At 59.9% G+C, this 20825-nt stretch carries 17 protein-coding genes; 8 read left to right on the forward strand and 9 right to left on the reverse strand.

What is annotated here, in order from left to right; all coding sequences use genetic code 11:
- Nucleotides 1-20: 20 nt before the first annotated feature.
- The 4 genes from R3F07_11065 to R3F07_11080 all read left to right on the forward strand — a co-directional run bounded on the left by R3F07_11065 (nucleotide 21) and on the right by R3F07_11080 (nucleotide 3456).
- Complete coding sequence (locus R3F07_11065) at nucleotides 21-482, forward strand: nitrous oxide reductase accessory protein NosL (protein MEZ5276909.1); 462 nt, start codon at nucleotides 21-23, stop codon at nucleotides 480-482.
- On the forward strand, nucleotides 436-1779 hold the full coding sequence (locus tag R3F07_11070) for a nitrous oxide reductase family maturation protein NosD (GenBank protein MEZ5276910.1): 1344 nt from the start codon (nucleotides 436-438) through the stop codon (nucleotides 1777-1779). The genes R3F07_11065 and R3F07_11070 overlap by 47 nt, the downstream gene beginning before the upstream one ends.
- Entirely contained in the window at nucleotides 1763-2482 is a 720-nt protein-coding gene (locus R3F07_11075) for an ABC transporter ATP-binding protein (protein ID MEZ5276911.1), read from the forward strand. The genes R3F07_11070 and R3F07_11075 overlap by 17 nt, the downstream gene beginning before the upstream one ends.
- Before the next feature lie 185 nt (nucleotides 2483-2667).
- Nucleotides 2668-3456 carry a hypothetical protein gene (locus R3F07_11080; GenBank protein MEZ5276912.1) on the forward strand — a complete coding sequence of 263 codons (789 nt, stop codon included), beginning with the start codon at nucleotides 2668-2670 and terminating at the stop codon, nucleotides 3454-3456.
- Nucleotides 3457-3478: 22 nt separating this feature from the next.
- Here R3F07_11080 and R3F07_11085 read toward each other — a convergent pair whose 3' ends face one another.
- Nucleotides 3479-3877, reverse strand: a complete 399-nt coding sequence (locus R3F07_11085; protein ID MEZ5276913.1) for an Rrf2 family transcriptional regulator — start codon at nucleotides 3875-3877, stop codon at nucleotides 3479-3481.
- Between the two features lie 331 nt (nucleotides 3878-4208).
- On the opposite strand from R3F07_11085, the gene R3F07_11090 reads away from it, so the two are divergent.
- Together R3F07_11090 and R3F07_11095 are read left to right on the forward strand one after the other, a co-directional pair.
- On the forward strand, nucleotides 4209-5966 hold the full coding sequence (locus R3F07_11090; protein ID MEZ5276914.1) for a glycoside hydrolase family 9 protein: 1758 nt from the start codon (nucleotides 4209-4211) through the stop codon (nucleotides 5964-5966).
- 68 nt (nucleotides 5967-6034) lie between these two features.
- Nucleotides 6035-6697 carry a phytanoyl-CoA dioxygenase family protein gene (locus tag R3F07_11095; protein ID MEZ5276915.1) on the forward strand — a complete coding sequence of 221 codons (663 nt, stop codon included), beginning with the start codon at nucleotides 6035-6037 and terminating at the stop codon, nucleotides 6695-6697.
- 118 nt (nucleotides 6698-6815) lie between these two features.
- On the opposite strand, the gene R3F07_11100 is transcribed toward R3F07_11095, so the two are convergent.
- Genes R3F07_11100 through R3F07_11135 form a run of 8 tightly spaced genes read right to left on the reverse strand, consistent with a single transcriptional unit; the run spans nucleotide 6816 to nucleotide 15724 of the window.
- Nucleotides 6816-7949: a hypothetical protein gene (locus tag R3F07_11100; protein ID MEZ5276916.1), complete on the reverse strand. Its 1134-nt coding sequence runs from the start codon at nucleotides 7947-7949 to the stop codon at nucleotides 6816-6818.
- A gap of 16 nt (nucleotides 7950-7965) precedes the next feature.
- A complete protein-coding gene (locus tag R3F07_11105; GenBank protein MEZ5276917.1) occupies nucleotides 7966-9333 on the reverse strand; it encodes a tetratricopeptide repeat protein in 1368 nt (455 codons plus the stop codon).
- On the reverse strand, nucleotides 9330-10073 hold the full coding sequence (locus R3F07_11110) for a TonB family protein (protein MEZ5276918.1): 744 nt from the start codon (nucleotides 10071-10073) through the stop codon (nucleotides 9330-9332). Before R3F07_11110 ends, R3F07_11105 begins: the two co-directional genes overlap by 4 nt.
- A complete protein-coding gene (locus tag R3F07_11115; GenBank protein MEZ5276919.1) occupies nucleotides 10063-10476 on the reverse strand; it encodes a biopolymer transporter ExbD in 414 nt (137 codons plus the stop codon). Before R3F07_11115 ends, R3F07_11110 begins: the two co-directional genes overlap by 11 nt.
- 14 nt (nucleotides 10477-10490) lie before the next feature.
- Complete coding sequence (locus R3F07_11120; protein MEZ5276920.1) at nucleotides 10491-10982, reverse strand: MotA/TolQ/ExbB proton channel family protein; 492 nt, start codon at nucleotides 10980-10982, stop codon at nucleotides 10491-10493.
- Complete coding sequence (locus R3F07_11125) at nucleotides 10979-12415, reverse strand: MotA/TolQ/ExbB proton channel family protein (protein ID MEZ5276921.1); 1437 nt, start codon at nucleotides 12413-12415, stop codon at nucleotides 10979-10981. The genes R3F07_11120 and R3F07_11125 overlap by 4 nt, the downstream gene beginning before the upstream one ends.
- Before the next feature lie 7 nt (nucleotides 12416-12422).
- Nucleotides 12423-13217, reverse strand: a complete 795-nt coding sequence (locus tag R3F07_11130; protein MEZ5276922.1) for a DUF3450 family protein — start codon at nucleotides 13215-13217, stop codon at nucleotides 12423-12425.
- Nucleotides 13218-13270: 53 nt separating this feature from the next.
- Nucleotides 13271-15724, reverse strand: a complete 2454-nt coding sequence (locus tag R3F07_11135; protein ID MEZ5276923.1) for an alpha-L-rhamnosidase N-terminal domain-containing protein — start codon at nucleotides 15722-15724, stop codon at nucleotides 13271-13273.
- Nucleotides 15725-16342: 618 nt separating this feature from the next.
- Between R3F07_11135 and R3F07_11140 the strand changes: the two genes are divergently transcribed.
- Nucleotides 16343-17449, forward strand: a complete 1107-nt coding sequence (locus R3F07_11140; GenBank protein MEZ5276924.1) for a LacI family DNA-binding transcriptional regulator — start codon at nucleotides 16343-16345, stop codon at nucleotides 17447-17449.
- An 81-nt stretch (nucleotides 17450-17530) separates the two neighbouring features.
- On the forward strand, nucleotides 17531-20665 hold the full coding sequence (locus R3F07_11145) for a TonB-dependent receptor (protein MEZ5276925.1): 3135 nt from the start codon (nucleotides 17531-17533) through the stop codon (nucleotides 20663-20665).
- Nucleotides 20666-20825: the final 160 nt, after the last annotated feature.

The following is a 20825-nucleotide window of genomic DNA, read 5'->3' on the forward strand; positions in this document are numbered from 1 at the left end:
GTGCGCTGTTTCCTCCCGACATGAAATCCAACAACGCTCACCGGCTCTTCGTTCTCGCCTGGGTCATCCTGCTCGGCGCCTGCCGCATTGAACCAGAGCCGATCGCCTACGGCTCCGATGCCTGCGCCCATTGCCGGATGACCATCGTCGACTCGACCCACGCCGCCCAGCTGGTCACGAAGAAAGGCAAGCAGTTCAAATTCGATGCCATCGAATGCCTGGTCCAGAAACTGCCCGAATGGTCACCTGATGAGATCGGGCTCCTCAGGGTCGCCGACTATGCCAACCCCGGTCAGATGACCGACGCCGAAAGTGCCACCTACCTCATCAGCAAAGGAATCCGCAGCCCGATGGGCGCCAATCTGTCGGCATTTGCCGAACCCGAATCCGCTGCGAACGCCCGGACCGAACACACCGGCCGGATTCTCAAGTGGAATGAGCTGGCCAACGCGCTGGAATCCGTATTCCAAGGCACCGATTGATCGCCTCCCCCTGGTCAACTCGCCGCCAGCCGTGCCCCCCCCGTTGTCCATCGCCCTTCGAGCGCTACTCGCTGCCTTTCTGTTCGCTTCGCCTTCGAGCGTTCTTGCGCGGCAGTTCGTGGTTTCCCCCGGCGGCACCCCGATTTCGATCCGTGCGGCCATCGAGGAGGCGAACGCCGGCGACGAGATCATCATCCGGGGCGGCATCTGGCGCGAGCACGACCTGGTCATTGACAAGCCCCTCACCCTGACCGGCGCAGGCGATCCGATCATCGACGGAGAAGAGGCCGGAACCATCCTGACCATCCGAAGCGATGACGTCGTCATTCGTGGCCTGACTCTCGAAAACGTAGGACATAGCTATACCAAAGAGTATGCCGCCATCCGGGTCGATCGTTGCCGCAATTTCCTTCTCGAGGGAAACAACTTGAGGAAGGTTTTCTTCGGCATCCTCATCGAGAAATCCCACGACGGCATTGTCCGCGACAACACCGTATCCAGTCTCGCAGTCAATGAAGCCGGCTCGGGAAACGGTATCCACATCTGGCATTCTACCGACCTTCAGGTCCTGGACAATTCCGTCAGCCGGTTGCGCGACGGCATTTACCTCGAGTTCGTCGACCAAAGCGAAATCGCCGGAAACACCAGCTTCGACAATATCCGCTACGGTCTTCACTTCATGTTCTCGAATCACAACGCCTATCATGACAACGTATTCCGAAGCAACGGCGCGGGCGTCGCGGTCATGTTCTCGAAGTTCGTCACCATGGAACACAACGTCTTCGAGAAGAACTGGGGCAGCGCCTCCTACGGACTGTTGCTCAAGGAAATCTACGACGCCGAGGTCGGCCACAATACCTTCCATCAGAACACCATCGCGGTGAACATCGACGGCTCCACCCGGATCACCTACCGGGACAATACCTTTTCCCGCAACGGTTGGGCGGTCAAGGTGATCGGCGCCTGCTACGAAAACAACTTCGAGAAGAACGATTTCCTGCAGAACGCCTTCGATGTCGCCTACCATGGCAAGCTGAACGACAACCGCTTCAACGGGAACCACTGGAGCGACTACACCGGCTACGACCTGGACCGGGACGGAATCGGCGATGTGCCCTACCGGCCGGTGAAACTGTTCTCCTATATCGTCAACAACACCCCGGAAACCCTTGTCCTGTTACGAAGCCTTTTTGTTGATATCATCAACTTCTCTGAAAAGGTCTCTCCCGCCTTCACGCCCGACAACCTCCTGGACGATCGTCCACAGATGAAGAGATTCCATGATTCGGATCGATAACCTGAAGAAGTGCTTTGGTCGACTCGAGGTCCTCAAATCACTCTGTCTGGAGATTGAAGGAGGTGGCGTCTATTCCGTGCTCGGGCCCAATGGTTCCGGCAAGACAACCCTGATCAAATCAATCCTCGGCATGGTCGTACCGGACAGTGGGACCATCACATTCGCCGGGCAGCCGGTCCTCGGCCAGTGGAGGTACCGGAACAATATCAGCTACCTCCCGCAAATCGCCCATTTCCCGGGTAACCTGACCGTGGTCGAACTGCTCAGGATGATCCGGGACCTGCGGTCCAGACCCGACCGGCACCGGGACCTCGTCTCTCTCTTCGGACTCGAACCCTTCCTCAACAAGAAGCTCGGCAACCTCTCCGGCGGAACCAAACAGAAGGTCAATCTCGTCCTCACCTTCATGTTTGAATCGGACCTTATCCTGCTGGACGAACCAACGGCCGGCCTCGACCCGATCTCGATGATCCACCTGCGGGAACTCCTCCGGACCGAGCGTGAAAAGGGCCGCACCGTCATCGTGACCACCCATATCATGAGCTTTGCCGAGGAAATCTCGGATCAGATCATCTTCGTGCTCGACGGCCAGATCCACTTCAAGGGGAGCGTCAGCCAGATCAGGGACGAAACCGGACAACCCACCCTGGAAACCGCCATCGCCGCTATCCTGAGGGGGCAGGCTGGAATGGCACTAAGATAAGCAGATTCTTTGGCTCAGAACTGGCATTTCTTGTTGGTGTATTTGTCTGGTGTAGTCGCCCCAGTCTCTTGGGGCGTGTCAACGTGGATACGCAGCAAGAGACTGCCGCGGCTACATCTCGTGATCCCTCCTGAATACCCCTTAACCAAGCGCCATTCCAGCCTGACCCCTTTCCCCATTCCGTCATGACGATTCTCAAAATACTCAGATACAGCTTCGCCGATCTCAATCGAAGCCGGTGGAGCTACGTCTATCTTCTGTTCTACCTTTCCCTCGGCTTTGTTCTGCTCTTTCTCAACAACGACCTTTCGAAGGCAATCGTCACCCTGCTCAATGTGATCATCGTTCTCACTCCGTTGATCGGGACGGTGCTCGGTATCACCACCTTCTACAACGCCGCCGAGTTCACCGAACTACTGCTGGCCCAACCCATCAAACGGACGACCATCATTCTCGGCCAGTATCTCGGGATCTCACTCTCACTCTCCATGAGCCTGGTCGTCGGCCTGGGCATCCCTTTCCTCGCCTACGGTCTCCTGCGTTCGGCCGCGATCTTCGATTTCGCGCTCCTCCTGCTCATCGGTTCACTGCTCAGTTTCATCTTCGTCGCCCTCGCCTTTGCCATCGCCATCACCCAGGAGAACCGGGTCAAGGGATTCGGCTATGCCATCCTCAGCTGGCTCTTTTTCGCCGTTATCTACGACGGGCTCTTTCTCATCTCCCTGGTCGTCTTCGACGATTACCCGATCGATCGTTTCGCCCTCATTGCGACGCTTTTCAATCCCATCGACCTCTCCCGCATTCTCATCCTGCTCAAACTCGATATCTCCGCCCTCATGGGCTACACCGGAGCTGTCTTCGAACGCTTTTTCGGCACCCCCGCCGGCATGGTCGTTTCACTCTGCGCCCTCTTTGCGTGGTGCCTGATTCCCATGCTGGTCATCCGTCAGAAGCTCGCCCGCAAGGATTTCTGAGAGTCGGCCGACCCCCGCTTGATCAGCCCCTTCCCTTGCCCACAAACGACCAGAAGCTGACACTCTTGAGCTGGTCGATGACCGCCTCGTTCAGTCCCACAAGGGTGTCATGAACCGGACAGGGCTCCCCCTTGCCGCACCATCCCGGTCCGAAAGGACAGAGGCTCGGATCGCGATGGCTCTCGAACAGACTGACCACATCAAAGAGACTGATCTTTCCTGGAGGCAACGCCAGCCGGTATCCGCCGCCCGGCCCCCGGGTGCCCAGCACGAATCCCGCCTGAGACAAAACCGTCAGAACCTTTGCCACCAGGGGCTGGGAAAGATTCCTAAGCCCTGCAACCTGACTCGAGCTGAGCTGGCAGCCGCTTGGATAACACTCCGCCAGAGCGCTCATCGCCGCCACTGCACAACCGCTCATTTTGCCGTATCCAAACATGATTTCGCTTTTTCCGGATCTTCGTCTTTATGTTTCCGTCCACTCGATCAAGACCCGCCGTTCGCCGCGGGATCCATCTGCCGGAAGGAGGAGCCATGAGAAGAGAACCGGCGATGCCTGACCATCGCCTCGCAGGCACCTGCTTACAAGTATAAAAGAAGTTTTCTTCTTTTATAGTTCCGGCAATACCTGGACCGTTCGACCAGCCCGGCGACGCTCTCGACAATCGCCGAACAGTTTGCCTTGGCACCAACCTGTTCCCGCGCCACGCTTTCCGGCCATGCGTTCATTCGGGCCGTTATTGACCGCCTCAATGCTATCCCTATCCACACCGGCCGCCGCCGACACCTTCATCCGCTGGAATCAGGCCGGCTACGCACCCGGGCATCCTGTCCGCCTCGTCATCATGAGCGAGGCCGACCTGAGCGGAGAGATCTGGACCCTCCAACTGGAGGACGGCGACGAATCCGAAGGTCGGATCGGCCCGTCAACCGTCGGCCGGGGACCGCACACGCCCCTGCCCTTCAACCACGAGGTGGATTTCCTTTCCGGGTTTTCCAAGAAAGGCTCGCACCTGTTTTCAGTGGCCGGAGAATCGGCCGCCATTCAGGTGCTCGATCAACCCTATCGCGAACTCCTGACCGAACCGCTCGTCCACCTCAGGATGATGCGTTCGGGTCCGAATACGGTCCCCCCTCGCCGGCCCTCCCACCCCGGAGATGCCCGTGCCCACGTCTGGATCCCCGACGGTGACCCGGATAAAGGTCGCTGGAAACCCGATCCTCTCGGTCGGACCGTGGATGTCGAAGGGGGTTGGTACGATGCCGGCGATCAGCTCAAATTCACCCTCAACATTTCCTATACCGTCTTCCATCTGCTGCTCGCCAATGAGCTTCAAGGGGTCAGGCCGCTTTTAATGTATGATTCTGGATCATACATTAAAAGCGGCCTGACCCCTTCTATCGATTTAGAATCATACATAAAAAGCGGCCTGGCCCCTTTGCTTGAGGAGGCGAAACACGGGCTCGACTGGTTGATGAAGGTCCATCCCGCCGACGACCTCTTCGTCATTCAGGTGGGCAACGAAGACGACCACAACCAGCCACTCCGCCTCCCCGAGGACGACCTGCTCGACGGGAAGCGCCCAGCGCTCTGCGCCCTTTCCAGAGTCCACCTCAACTCGGCGGCCGCGGCTCTGGCCATGGGTGCCATCACCTGGGAGAAACTGGGATTGCCGGACCAGGCAAGCGTCTACGGCGACGAAGCCGTCCGGCTCTTCCAGCGGGCGCAGCAATCAGATACCGTTCTGACCGCCTTCGAACGCGCCAAGACCAACGATTTCTATCACGACGATTCCCTCGAGGATCAACTCGCCCTGGCCGGGGTCACGCTCCACCGTTGGACCGGAGATCCCGCCTACCTGGAGATTGCCATCGCCGCCGCCCCCCCGGCCTCAGCCGAACCGAGCTGGAAATCATGGCATTGGTCGGCCAACTACGCCCTCTCTGCCTTCGATCCGTCCGCCGCAGCCCGACTCCGGGAGGAGGCGGATCGCTACCTCGAGAACGCAGAGCAGCACGGTCGCCCCTGGGGCATCCCCGGCCGCTATGTCTGGGGCGCCCTGCACCGCTGGATCGAAATGACAATTGCCACCGAACTGGCGGAAAAGGTCAGACCGAGGAGGTCAGGCCGCTTTTTGTCTATGAATGAGGATTCATATATAAAAAGCGGCCTGACCCCGTTGATGCTTGATTACATTTTCGGGCGGAACAACTGGGGAGTTTCCTTCCTCTTCAGCGAGCGCCTTCCCAACACGGTCCGGAACATCTATTCGCCCGCCTACGGCTTCCTCGGCATTTTCCCGACCGGGGCCCTCTCCGAGGGGCCGGGCAACGCCCGAAGTCATCGGGAATTCATGCGTTACTTTGAAATTGCCGACAATGATCCGTTTCATCGGTTCAACACGGCGGAGGGCGTTTTCTTCGACAACTCCACGGACTTCATGTGTCAGGAGTCCACCATCAACGGCCAGGCCGATATCCTCCTGCTGCTGACTCTGGCATCGCGATAAGGGGTCAGGCCGCTTTTTGTATATGAATCGGGTTTAAATACAAAAAGCGGCCTGACCCATCCCTCATCATGAACCTACGCACCGAATACGAGAACAACGGATATGTGTCCGTCCCGGGTATCTTCACCCGTGAAGAAGCCCAGGCGATCAAGGCGGATGCGATCCGCATTCTGACCCGGGATGGCAAGCTCGGAACGCCCTCCGGCGTCAACGTCTGGATGCTCGATCAGATCGATCCATCCCTGCTCCAGCCGGTCATCAACCCCCGGCTTGTCGGGATCCTGCGCGAACTGATCGGAGACAGTCCGGAGTTTCTCAGCGCAAAGACGGTCTTCAAGAGCGGCACCAAGCGTTTCCCCTCTCCCTGGCACCAGGATTGGTTCTACTGGAAGGGTTCGGCCAAGATCTCCGCCTGGATCGCGCTCGACGACGCCACGGAGGCCAACGGTTGCCTGCGGCTGATTCCCGGCACGCATCGCAAGGTGTTCACCATGGCCCAGGTAAAGAACGAGACTGGATTCGAACGGCAGATTCCGGCGGACGAACTCGAGGGTCTGGAAACGGTCACCGTTCCGGCTGCTGCCGGAGATGTGGTTTTCTTCCACGATCTTGCGGTGCACGCGTCTCATCCCAACACCAGCGGCGAAGACCGCTGGTCCCTCATTTCAACCTATCGGGATCGATCGGAACCCGACGAATCCACCGCCTGGGCAACCAGCCTGCCTCTGTAGCGATCGAGTAAGGGGTCAGGCCGCTTTTTATATATGAATTCGAATCCATATATAAAAAGCGGCCTGACCCCTTACCTCAATACTGATTCATATACAAACAGCGGCCTGACCCCTTCCCTCAGCGCAGGAGTTCCTTCGGCCGCAAGGTGTAGCTGCCTTCGATGGGCCGACCGTTTTCAAAAGCGGGATAGAAGCGGAAATCCCGGAAGGCCGCGGTGATCTCCGGGGCAATGCCCTCCTCTCCCTCCGAGTCCACCACCAGGTTGATCACGCGACCCTTTACGTCGAGATCGAGCCGGACGACGGGGTTGGTTTCTGATTCCCGGATAAGCGTCTTCACTTCGGGTGGCATCCAGACCCACATCGGCCGGGGTGGCAGGGTCGCGTCCTTGTGTCCGATCATGTACTCGAGAATCAGGTACTGCATGGCCTCATCCCGGGTCAGGGCCACCTGTTTCTCGGACAGGTTGGTCGGGATCTCACGTCCCATCGAGTAGAGGTAGATATCGCTGTCCTCGACCTGAAACCCGGGCGGGAAACCCTCCTGAAGCAGGGTGATCTCCTTGGGTTCGGCTGAAATCCCGTCAATTGTCTGGAGATGGAATTTCCGTAGCACGTCGCCTGACCGGGCCGGGTCGCGGTAGTCGGTGATAAGGACCGCATAGAGAGTGGGGAGGGCGTGGGCCGAACTGAGTTTGAAGCTGACCTTCCAGGCGTCGAAACCGGCATCCCTCTGGTCAGTCGGTGAAAGCCCCTTCCAGCCGGAAGATCGGTCCGGTCCGGAGATCACGTTACCGGAATTCATGGCCGGAGGCAGTTTGATATCGGGCTGTTCCGAGCTGTCCAGGCTTCCCCGATCGGCGGAATAGGTTCCGGCGGCAACCGTCCCCCAGATGGGAACCCGGACCAGACCCTCGGAGAACGCCATGTCCATCTTCATGTCATTGATCCTGGCGTAGACCGCGTTCAGCTTCATCTCCCGGTCGATCCAAAGCTCATTGACGTCATCAAAATCGAGCTTTCTCGCCTGACCGTCGAAGTCGACAAAGAGCCCCTTGTCCGTCACGTTCAAGACCGGGCGCAGGAACTCGCCGTCGATGATCTTGAGATTGGCCCCGGTGAAGAGGGTGAACTCCCGCACTTCGTCATCGGGCGTCGCAGCCTCCTGGCTGCGGCCGAGGGAATGCAGGGCACAGACAGCCGCCAGAATCCCGGTCCATCCCCTTATCCGCCTGAAACCGTTCGTTCCCATGATCGTCCGATGGGTCCTACTGGACCGCCAGGTCACCGCCTCCCCGGTAGATCGACGCCGCCTTCAGTCGTTCGAGGTGCTCCCGCAGGACCGGGGACGGCTGCAATTCGATGGCCTGCTCGAGGTAGGCGACACCCCGGTTGATCTTCCGATTCATGACAGCGAGATTGGCCAGTTCCAGACAGGCCCGGTAGCGGCTCTCGTCAATCTGATAGGCACGCTCAAAAACCAACTGGGCCCGGGCCAGGTCGCCTGATCTGCGGTGGGACTGACCGAGGCGGATGAGGGCATCGCTGTCGAGTGGATTGAGGTTGAGGAGACGCTCAAGGTAATCCTCGGCTTCCACCCAATGCCCACGGCTCTGGGCGAGTTCGGCCCGGGCACGGAGAAGCTCACCCCTCATCTCCGCAGGCACGTCATCACTCAGGCCGCCGAGAATCGACTCGGCTTCGTCGAACTGTCCTTCCTCAATCAGGACCCGGGCAAAACTCAACAGGTGGCTCAGACCGATATCCGGTTGGCTCTCGAGAACCCGGCGATACCCGGCAAGAGCCTCCGCGTGCAGACCGTTCTTGACCTGGAGATTGCTCAGATAGAGGAGCCCATCCGCATTGAGAACACCGATGCCGGCGGCCACCTCCAGCACGATGATCGCCTCGAGGGATCGACCCTCGTCGTCGAGTTCCTTCGCATAGAGCAGGTGTTTCTCCCCGTCCTCCGGATTCATCCTGATGAGCTGCTTGAGGAGGATTTCCGCCCGCGGCCAGTTGCTGTTGCGCAGGTAGAGCCTGAGCAGGCCCTCGATCAACTCCTGATTGTCGGGCTCGGCCGTCAACGCCTGCATATAGGCCATTTCCGCGACCAGACTGTTTCCAGTCTCCTGCAGGCAATAGGCGAGAAGACCGAGAGTCCGTGCCTCCCGGTCTCCGAGCGCGATGACCCGGGTGAAACAGGGGACAGCCTCGGCATACCGACCCGCGGAGAAACGCAGAACCCCCAGGTTCAACCATGCGCGCTGGAATTCCGGATAGGCCTTGAGGGCACTCAGGTAACGGGCCTCCGAACTGACGAGGCGGCCCTGCATGAAGTACATGTTTCCCAGCACGAACTCAAAGGCGGGACTCTCCGGCTCGTCATCCGCTATCATCGTTTCAAGCAGCCTCAGGGCGTAGTCCGGCTGTTCAAACACCATCGGTATGATGGTCTCGTAAAGAGAATACTCGGCGCGCGTCATGATCGGCTCCCGATTGCGCAGGAACTGGTAGGATTCATTGATGATCTCATTCAAATCGACCTCGGGCGGCTCGCCCGACACCCCGCCCGACAAGCTGGTGGCGAAGGCCGCGACCAGCCAAAAACCGACAAATCCCTTCAAACGTTTCATCGAAAATCCTTAAAGCCAGCCTGCTTGACCACCTTGCGGCTGAAATAGAACGACTGCTGGACCCAGCAGGCGACCCGCTTTCCCTGCCGGACGGCCGGTTTGAATTTCCACTCCTTCACCGTCCGGACAATGATCGCATCCAGTTTCTCGCTGGCTGACTGGAGCACTTTGATCGAATCGATCGAGCCGTCATCCTGGATGATGAACATGAGGGTGACCCTCGGATCCGCCACTCCGTCCAAAGTACCCGGCGGCAGAACCGGTGCCTTCTGATAAACGGCGAGGGGAGCCTGGTCGACCTCGGACAAGCGGAAGACATGGTCGGCATCGTACTGCACCGAATCGCGATCCGGACTGAAGGCTTCCAGATCGAAGGAAAGGTCCGGCACCGCCACCGGACTGGACACGGGCCTGATGGACGGCGGAGCGGCTGCAATGCGAAACCCGTCAGTCGACGGCGCCTCCGAAAGCGACAAGACCCATTCGGGCGGCGCGACTTCCTTGCCGACCCGGGGCGGCGGAGGGGGCGGGTCCGGCAGGTAGACCGCCCGCAGGTCTTCCATGGGCAAAGTGACTTCCTCGATTTTGGTCTTCTGGGCGAGTGAGACGCCCATGAGGATGAAGAAGCTGATGGCGATCGCGGACAGAAAGCTGAACAGACGCCGGCTACCGCGTTCATGCTCCTCAAGATGAAGGTAGTCACGGCTTCGGCGCCCGACTCTGACTGGTTCAGTTGTCATCGGTTGATTCCGTGGCAAATTGGATTCTGGATACGCCGGCCCGTTTGGCCTCCGAATAAACCCCGGCAAACGTGCCATGGCTGGTAGCCTGATCGGCGCGGATGATCAGGACCGTGTCCGGGTTGAAAGCCGCCTGCCTGATGACTGAAGCGACCTGCCCGAGGGGTATTTCCTGTCCCTCGAAATAGACCCGGTTTTCCGCCGAGATGGCAATGAGCAGGGCATTGCGGTCCATGGCGATGGCGCCCCGGACATCCGGTTTGTTCACTTCAATTCCGGGATCGTTGACGAAGACGCTGGTGACGATGAAGAAGATCAGCAGGATGAAGATGCAATCGATCATCGGGGAGAGGTCGATCCTCACCCTTCGCTCTGATTGCCGTCCCATTGCAAGTTTCAGCATGACGCAACCGGGTTCTACATCCTTTCCATGATTTCGCTTTCGAGCTGATTCAGGTTCAGGGTGTTTTCCTGAAATTCCCTCTGGGCATAGTAGAGGATGATGAGCGCGGGGATGGCGATGCCGAGGCCGGTCTCAGTCGTGACCAGAGCCATCGAGATCCCTCCGGCCAAACCTTCGATCGACTGACCGGCGGAGGTGGCGGCGAGGCTCTTGAAAGTGCTGACCATCCCGATGACCGTCCCGAGGAGTCCGAGCAGGGGAGCCACTGCGATCAAGGCACCAATCGACGTCCGGTGCCTGGAGTAGGTTTCGTGCAAGTTGGCGGCCTGACGTCTCAACCGGGGCAGATCGGCGACGCCGACCCGGAACTCGGTCTTGACCGAGCGCCGCGTGCGCCGCAGGAGGATCAGCAGGTTGATGCACCGTTCGTAAAGGACAACCGACAGGACGACCAGAACCACCATGACGGGTCCTCCCTGGTAGAGGAGTTCAACGATCGCACTCATCGGTCGTCCGCCTCCCCTCGTTCAGAATTCGTTCTGTTTTCCTCCGCCGCGGTCACAAACTCCACGGCATACTGTTCCAGAAGCGCCAAATTCTTCTGCATGCGATGGCTCAGGTAACCGTGGAGCACGAGGGTCGGGATGGCGACGATCAGACCAAGCTCGGTCGTGATCAGGGCCTCGGAGATGCCACTGGAAAGCTTACCGGCGTCTCCGGTTCCATAAATGGTGATGAGCGTAAACGTCTTCACCATTCCGACCACCGTACCCAGAAGTCCGAGCAAGGGCGCCGCTGCCGCGATGACCGCAAGGAGCGGCAATCGGCGCTCGTGGTCGATGCGTTGCCGCAGGATGAAGGCCGAAAGGTGCTCCTCCAGCAGCGCCTTGGGCTTCTCCACATGGCGCAGACCCGACTCAAAAAGCTCGCGCGTGGTGGCTCGCAGGGATCCGACCGTATTCGCGATCTCCACCTTGCCCACCCCGGACGCCAATGCGTCCAGGACCCCCCTGACGACCCTCGGGGCATCGACTGAAAGCCGCCGGAGATCGGTCAGTTTGACGAATGCCGTGACCAGCGCAAAGAGGCCAAGTCCCATGATGACATAGCCGACAACCCCACCTTTCCTCAGGTGGCCGAGCAGGGATTCTTCGGACGCCTTCAAGGGCAGCGCCTTGCCTCCGGAGGCGTCGGCCGGCATCGTTCCGCGTTCGCCCTGGAAAAGGGCCCGGACGTTTTCCCGGTTCCATTCGGGCAGGCGGAAGACGGTCGGAATCGGTGCTCCTTCGCGAGGCCTTACGGTTCCCGCCCTTTCCAGATCATCCGACGCAAAGAGGACCTCCGGGCCGATAAAGGCATAGGTTCCCTTTCGGACGACATTGTCGTCTTCGGAGATGGCCAGACCGTCCAGCAGATGTCCGCCAATCTGCCGGCGAAGTCGCTCCAATTGCAGCTCCGGAGCCGCCAGAATAGCCGCCGCCCGTTCCAGCTGAGAGGGCCGGGCCAGGGTCTCGAGCAGTTCGTCGATCCGCTCGTCATAGACGTCGGCTTCCCCCGGCAGCAGCGCGGCCTTCATGCCCTCCAGATTCTCCAGACTGATCCTCGAAAGGTAATCCACGTTGCGGACGATGGACTCCCAACTCATCTCCGTTTCCTGGCGACCTTCTTCGGCGCGAGCCGACTCCGCTTCCAACGCCGAGACTTCCGCTTCGAGCGTGACGAGATCCTCTTCTATTTGCCGGATCGAATCCATCAACGGCACACGCTCGTCCTCAATCCGGTGCCTCGTTTCAGCGAGCTCGGCATTGGCCATTTCCAGACGAGCGGTGTAGTCGAGAAGGGCCGCGGCCATTCGATCATTGAGCGAAGACTCGCTCCGGGCACTGACGGTGAGCAAGAGACCCAGAAAGAACACCCGAACGAAGTGTGAACGAATCATGGCTGGTTCAGTTCTCCCTGTCGGGATCGGCCGGATCTGAAACCTGAACCGGGACCGGGACAAAGTCCGGTTTCGCTTTGTCGTGGTAGATGGACATGAGACGCGAGACCGCACCGGCGATGTCCGGCCGCCGCTCCCAGGTCCATCCCGACTCGATGGGAGACCCCAGGTAGCTCACCCCGTCGGCACTGTCGATGGCATAGCCATGACTCAGGCCCCAATAGAGCACACTGACATATCTGGGCTCCTCACCCGGGGCCATGGCAAGAACCTCTTCGGCATAGGTGATCGCGTTGTTGAACTGGCTGCACCGATTGAAGATGGAAGCCACCGATTGCATCCGCTCACCCAGAGTCCGTGAAGAATCCTCAAGACTCTGGTAGGCATACTCGAGCGCGGAGGACAACCTCGGCGGCAAAAAGGCCCGCAACCTCTTGAGCTCCGCAATGACGCCATCAATCGTTCCACCGGCCTCCTCGAGGACCTGCATCGCTTCCTCGTTGCGCCGGCCCATCTCCACGTAGCTTTCCCGCAACCTCGATGAAGTCGCCAGGAGATACTCCCTCCTGTCCTCCAGCGTTCGCGTCCGCCGATTCAGAGCCTCCCGTGTCGACTCGAGAAAGGTCTTCTGCCAACGCCAATCATCCAGCTCACGGACCGTTTCCTTCCGCGTCTGCGCCCAGTCCCGGGCGACTTTCTCGATCGATTCAAGCGAATCCTCACCGTGTCCCAATGAAGCCAGCGTGGCCAGACTGGCGAGACACGTGAGAAAACGAATTCCTTGGATCCGGACAAAATCCATGTGAAGCGCACGACCCTACAGAACAACGGGAAAAATGCCAGTCACAACATTCTTTAGCCGCAGTGCCTGCTGCTGCGCACAACCCGTCCAGCCACCTTTTCCGGCTTGTCCATGCCCGGGAGCCGGAGCCAGCCCACCACCCCATCCGGCAGGCTTGCCTCGTAATTGAATTGCCCGTTCCCGATCTGCCAAGCCACTTCAATCGGACCCTGCGGCGTCATGACTGTTCCGGAGGCATGATCGAGCCCGCAGGCCAGGGGAACGAGCTTCACCGTGGCAAAGCCGCTCTCGGTCGATTCGACTCCCAGGATCACCCGGATGAATTCCAGCACCGGATGGGCACTCCAGGCGTGGCAAAGCGATCGCCAGAAGCTGGTTTCCTCGGCCCAGGTATCAAGACCGAACCGGTTCATGAAACTCCAGGGCTCAAACATCCGCTGAAAATGCTTCTCATAGACGCCGAGCATCTGATTGGCCTGAAAGACGTAGTGCAGCCCGAAGAAAGAGGCCCTGGCCAGGCGGGGGTCGAACGGAAAATGGCCGGCCAACGCCCGACACTGCTCCCTGTCCGCCGCGCCGGACACGACGGCCCAGGCGTTCCCCGCCTGGCTGAATTCCGGTCCACCCGGCCGGTCACGAAAGAGCTCATCCGCCGCGCTCCAGAAGACCGAGCGGATCGCCGCCGCCGTCTGGGCCGCTTCCGCCTCCAGGCCGGACACCCGTCCTTTGTCCCCCACCCGTTCCTCGAGCCAGGCCAGTTCTCTCAGGGCATGAAGATACTGGCTGGAAATCACGCAGGTGGGACCCTCGTCCCATCCCGGCGGTTGCCCGCGCTGCCAGTCGGGGCACCAGTCCACGGTATTCCAATAAGGAAGGTCCTCCGGAAGGCCCCGGCGTCCCACCCGTCGCCGGAACCAGTCAACCACCGCCCGGATGCCGGTAACAAGCTCTGCGACCGTCTCCCGATCACCGGTCAACCGGAGGTAATCGCAGGCCAGGGAGGCCCAATGCAGGCTCCATGAGGGAATCACCTGCATGAACCGGGACGGGTAACGGCTGTGCGTCAATCCATCCGGAAGTCGGGACCAGTCAAACTGGTGGAGTGCCTGCCGGGCCAGTCGGCCATCGCCCGTGGTCAGGATCGAAATCATTGCGGTGATCCGGGTATCCCCGGCATACTGCATCTGCTCGTAGTAGGGACCGTCTTCGTAGGTTTCGTGTGAGCACAGACGCATCGTCCAGAGGCTCTTCTTCCAGAAAGCCGCATGTTCGGGGTCCGAAGACTCAAAGTGACCCTTCGTATCGAAGGGATAGGCGGTGAAGCGGTGGTGAAGGCCCCGGATTCGCAGTGACTCGCTTCCGGTGACGATCCTGACTCCGACAAAGCGAAAGGTCCGCCAGTGAAACGGTTCGATGGTCCGGACCCCACCCGAAAGGGTGTAAAGATCGTGCCATCCCGTCATGAAGCCCCGTCGATCGAACGTCCAGGAAGTCGATTCATCGGCAAAGGCCGAGGCCAGGTTGGCCAGCGATTGCTTCTGCCCGAGCAACTCGGCACCCGGCGTCCCCCAAGGCAGGCGCAGGGCTTCGGCATATTGAAGCGAGATCCCGGCCCCGTTCCCTCCTTCCACCTCGACGGTCGGAAAGGCCGTTGTCAGACGACCGGTGTCCAGAATCACCTCAACTTCGGTCCGGGCCGGGATCTCCACCACGTCCTCTCCGGCAAGCAGCGCCATCCAGTCCGGAGATGCAGCCGCTCCGCCGGGAAGAAAGACCTCGGCAAAACGGCTGACCGGTCCTTCCTCCAGCAGCGGAATCATCCGGGGAAGCAGACCGTAGGGGCTCTTTGGGTCCCGCCGTGTCTCGAGCAACTCCCCGGCATAAAGAGGTCGGGCCTCCTGCCATCCGGTTTCATCGTAACCGGGGTCCAGCCAACCATCCGGGATCAGCGACAGATCGACCCTCTCAAAATAGCCGATGAAGCCTTCATAGGTCGTGTGGTCGTTCTGGAAGTGAAAGGCCCGGTCAACGGAAACCCTCCACTCCCCGTCCGTTGAGAGGGAAGTGGCCGACCCATCCGGCATCCGGAGTTCCCCTTCGAGGAGGAAACCTCCGGCGTAGGTCATGACCGAGGTCGGCGGCCCCAGGGCGTCCGGCCGCGTGGCCACCCTCGACATGTCCATGACCAGCGCGGCGAGGACATTCTCCCCGTCCCTTAAAAGAGGGGACAGGTCGAAGGTCTCGTAGAAATGGTGGGTGATGTCCCCCTTGGCCGGCCCCCTCCCCACCCGCGAACCATTGCAGTAAAAGACATAGCGGCTGTCGGCCGTCACGTGGACCGTGAGTTCCGGAGACGATCCGGACTCCACCCGAAACACCCGCCGGAAGCGCCGCACTTCGTAATGAGAGGGCGAGCCCCCGGCCGGCCGTTGATGCGACCCCTCGGTCGACCAGATCCATTGGGAGCGATCGCTCGTAAAGGGCTTCTTCGGTCGTTGCTCAATCATGGGAATGGATTCTGAAGATCATGCTTTGCACGGCCAAACCTGAAGTAACCAAACAGTTACTCAAGTCCTCTTTGGCCGGATGGCGCAGACAGCCGGATCGGCCCCGCCTGCGGACCGCAACCCCATAACCACTTTGCTTTTCGGGTGGCAGACCAACGATCGCCGGATCACGAGCCGTAAAATTTCGCAATAATTCGTCAAAAATCGGATTCCCAACTGAAAATGCCATTTGACAAGAAGGTCCGACTATGAAACATTTCAGCCTTGTTCATGCAGCGGTCACACCGACCAGATCAACTACACCCGAAAAACCCACTTTCCGCTGCAGCATCCCTTTGTGGATTTAACCAAACTTAGCTCCCTGGAGCGTCGCAAGCTCCGTATGTTGCTGTTTTAGGGCCACTTAGGTCATTAGCCTGAGACCTCGCGGGTCTCCTGATCCAAGTTCTGGACTCAATCCATCGGATCCCTCGGCGGGTCGCGATGGCACTCCTTCCTCCCCGAGGACCCAATAGACAGACCAGTGCTGTCCAAATGAAATTTCATTAAATGGTAAGTGTTTTTTCATCTCCAGCAGGTCCAGGCAGCATGCATGAAGGTCCGCGCACGTCCTTCCCGATGAATCACTCCACTGTGGTCGATATCGCACGCCACGCCAAGGTGTCTCCCGCCACCGTCTCGCGGGTCATCAATCAACCCGACAGGGTCAATCCCGAGCGCGTTCTCGCCGTCCGCAACGCCATGATGGCCCTGAATTACACGCCTCCTCCTCTGCACAGCCGCCGCGGCCCGAAATCGCGTCAGCTCGAGGCCCGTTCGATCGTCGCCTGGTTCATCGGGGCGGCCAATGCCTCGATCACCTCCTGGTTCCAGGAACAGATTTCCGAACTGAGGCCTGCCTTCACCCAGCGACGCGTCTCGATCAATGCTTTCTCCACGGAACGTCCCGATCGCCTGCCCTCGCAATTGGAGCGGCGGGGAGTCGACGGCATCATCCTCCAGGGGATGGAACCAACCGAGGCCGTCTGGAACCAGATCCGGCAGATACCCAACGTCTGGCTGATGACCCGTCGATCGGAAGACTATCCGGGCGATTTCATCGAGCCCGACAACCGCGCCAATGGCCGGCTGGCGGCGAAGTACCTGGCTTCACGGGGGCACCGCCGGGTGGCCGTCCTGGCCACCGATCCGCATTACAGCGCGATTGAACTGCGGAGCCGCGCCTTTGTCGAACGCTGCCGCGAGCTGAACCTCGAGGTGACCGTGATCACCCCGGAGTCGATTGTCCGCCCGGCCTACCTTGAGGCCAACCCGCCCGCAGCCATGCTGGAGGAGCTGGTCCGTCGCTGGGTGGCCGGCCCGAACCGCGCCTCCGGGATCTATCTGCCGGCCGATCATTTCTGCGAAACCTTTCTCGGGATGGCGGCAAAGGCCGGGCTCCGGCCCGATCGCCACTTCGAACTCGTCCTCGGCAATTATTCGCCCGCCATCTACCGAAAACTGAGCCATCAGCCGGCGGCGATCGACATCCACCTCTCCACCCTCGTCAACCGGGCCATCGATCACCTCATCTGGCGGATCGACCACTTCGATGTGCCGGGCCGCATCGGTATCCAGATTTCACCCACTCTGAAGCCATCACCCCTCGTCCGCGTGCATTCCGTTCAACCGAAGAACGGCCGCGCCGCGCATGCGGACCCCGGAGTCCTCCTGAGCGAAGCCTGAACCTTTCACTCACCCACCCATCTCTGTGAGGGAGGCGGCACCAGCCGTCGGCCCCTGCAACCAAAAACCAAACAAACAAATATGAACCCAAGATCAAGACACCAACAGTGGACGAAGAGGGCGGTCATCCTGATGACCGGCGCTCTTCTTGCACTGCCGGCCGGTCTTTCCGCTCAGGAAGACCTGGCCAGTGAGCTGGCTCGCCTGCGTGCTGAGAATGCACGTCTGCGCGAACAGATCGCCGCAACCGAGGCCATGCCTGCACCGCAGGCCCAGCCAACCACCACGACCACCGCGCCGACCCAGACGACATCCATTTCCGAGATGCTGGCTGAGACGACCGCGACCCGGACCACCGAAGCCGGTCAGGAAATCGTCGTTCTCTCTCCCTTCGAGGTTTCCTCGGAGAAGGACTTCGGTTACCTGAAGACCAACGCGGCGACCGCCTCGCGCATCGGGATGGACATCCAGAACACCCCGATGAGCATCTCGGTCATGAGCCAGGAGTTCGTGGCCGACACCGGTATGCAGACGATCACGGACATCTTCCGTTATACCGCATCGGGTTCGCCGGACAACAGCTTCAAGGGCCGGCGCCCGGCCAATGAATCCACCCCGCAGGGCAACTTCACCATGCGCGGATTCAAGGTCAACTCGCTGCTGCGCAACGGCGTCTTCCGCTACACCTCCTACAATCTCGACAACATCGAGCGCGTTGAGGTGGTCAAGGGACCCGCCGCCGTCTTCTTCGGCCAGGGCTATCCCGGTGGTGTCGTCAACTACATCACCAAGAAGCCCGTCTTCGGTGAGATCCCCACCTCGATGTCCTACTACATCGGCAACGACAACAGCCAGGGTGTCAGCCTCGACCACAATGCCCAGCTCTCCGAGAAGGCGGCCTTCCGCATCGTCGGGGCCTGGCATGCGGACAAGGGCCCGCGCACCGGGGAATACTCCGACAACTGGAACGTGACCCCGTCCCTCACCTTCATTCCTTTCGAGGATGGCAAGATGAAGATCGACCTGTCACTGGAGGTTCTCGAGCAGAAGTACAACTCCACCGCCCATTCCTCCTGGGGCTGGATCTATCCCGACGAGTGGTTCCAGGACTATGGCACTCCTCCGGTCGACAAGATGCAGGCCGGACTGGGATCGGCTTATGATCCCGACGACATGCAGAAGAACATTGATGCCTACCGCGCTCGCATCCGCGCCAATCCCGGTGCCTGGAACAATGACCGTGAGGCTCTGGCCGGCGGCGTTCAGCTTCCTCTCTACACCGCTGACGGTGTGAGGCCGGGTGCCCGTTACTACGACGCCAGCGGCACGCTCATCTACGACCGCGACTACCACTACGCTGCCGGGGGATCCTTCTCCGCCAACAGCGTGGTCACCCTGCAGGGTTCGATCGAGTATTCGCCGACCGAGTGGTTGGATGCCCGCTACGTCTACACTCAGGACAGGGACCGTTACGATGCCGTCGAGGGCCGCACCCTGCAGCGGGCGGACTTCCTCTTCGACTCGACCAACGGCGGTGGTTCGACCGGTTACTACCGCGACACCCAGAACCATCAGTTGGACCTGATCTTCAAGGCCGACGTCTTCAATACGAAGAACAAGATCCTCGTCGGTGCGCTGAAGAACAACTACTTCCAGCAGTACAACGCCAACTTCCAGGCGGCGCCCATCTACTGGCAGGTTCCCGGTTACAACTATCCGTATCCCGGCGCGCAGAGCCCCAAGGATGCCAACGGCAACCCGTATCAGCTGATCGACCCCGCCTATGCGCAGGGCTGGAACGTCCCGCAGAACCAGGTCCTCTACGACCGCAACGGCAATCCGCGCACCCCGGCCGACCTTTACACGAAGTTCGACCCCGGTGTTGAGGTTAAGCCGGACAACCGCAAGGTCTACCCGATCGACCGCAACCTGCTCGACGGTTACAAGCCGGAACTCGAGGCCTACTACATCAATGTACAGTCGCAGCTTCTCGACGATCGCCTGACCCTCATGGCCGGTTATCGCCAGGAAGACAGGTCGGAAAGCGGACAATGGCTGCAGGTGAATGCCCCGTGGTTCGACTTCAACGCAGTGGGTGAGCCGGCCGGCGCAAGCCCGGATCTCTACCCGCCGGATGTCTGGAATTACTCGTTGAGCTATGCGCCGACCAACTTCGGTCCGCTCGTCCAACGTGACGGTAATTCCTGGAACGTCGGCGCGTCCTTCAAGATCAATGACGAGAACAATATCTTCGTCACGGTCTCGAAGACCTTCAAGCTGAACCTCGGCTTCAATGGCGGCTTCCTCGGACTGCCCGAGAATGCCGGCGATGTCATTCAGGACGCCCTTGCCTGGGCGGCCTACAAGGGTGAGAGCGGCTACGACTACCTGGGAACGCGGATCACCTCCGTGGAGCAAGGTCTGGACATCATGAACAGCCGCGGCGCGTTTGACTACATCCAGAATGAAGAGGGCTTCAACTACGAGATCGGCTGGAAGACTTCGCTGAACGACAACAAACTCGTCGGCACCGTTTCCATCTTCCAGGGCATTCGCCGCAACGAGAAGCTCGATGACGCACAGATGCAGTCCACCGAGAACGAACCCTACAATCGGACGGTTGAGCTGTTCTCGCCCGGTCCCAGTGATGAATTCCCGGGTGCTCCTCAGCGGAGCCAGTTCTATAATACTCGGGTCTTCCGCTGGCGCACCACCGGTATCGAGAACACCGTTACCGGAACAGAGTTCGAGTTCATCTATACGCCGATTCCCAACTACCAGGCCGTCATCAACGGTGCCTGGCTCTGGCAGGCCGAGACCACCGACCACCCGTCCTATAAGCTGGGCGACGGCGCCATCGGTGATATCTTCCTGGGGCAGCGTATCGAGAACGTGCCGGAGTTCCGGTTCAACCTCTGGAACAAGTATACCTTCACCGAGACGGCCCTTCGTGGTCTTTCCGTCGGCCTGGGTATGCGTTATTCCTCCGAGCAGATCATCTCGCGTTCCTATGACTGGAACGCCGACATGGGCGGATTCACCTCCGGCGACTACCTGGTATTTGATGGCAACATCAGCTACCCCTGGTCGTTTGGCGGGTATGACTTCGTCAACACCCTGCAGGTCACCAACCTGACCGACGAGACCTACTACGAAGGCAGCTACTTCGCGTCGGACCGGCGGACCTGGAGATTCTACACCACCCTCAAGTTCTAAGGGCGGTCAAGAATACAGTCTCATAACCATCAAGGCGGCGACCTCCGGGTCGCCGCCTTTTTTTGTACCCGTCAGGAGGGTGGTTCTCCCGGACCGCATCCCGTGGGGGCGCACCGGGCGTCTATCCCGGAAACGACACCCTTCCCGACGCCGTTCTCCT

The sequence above is a fragment of the Opitutaceae bacterium genome, assembly GCA_041395105.1.
Classification (GTDB): Bacteria; Verrucomicrobiota; Verrucomicrobiia; order Opitutales; family Opitutaceae; genus B12-G4.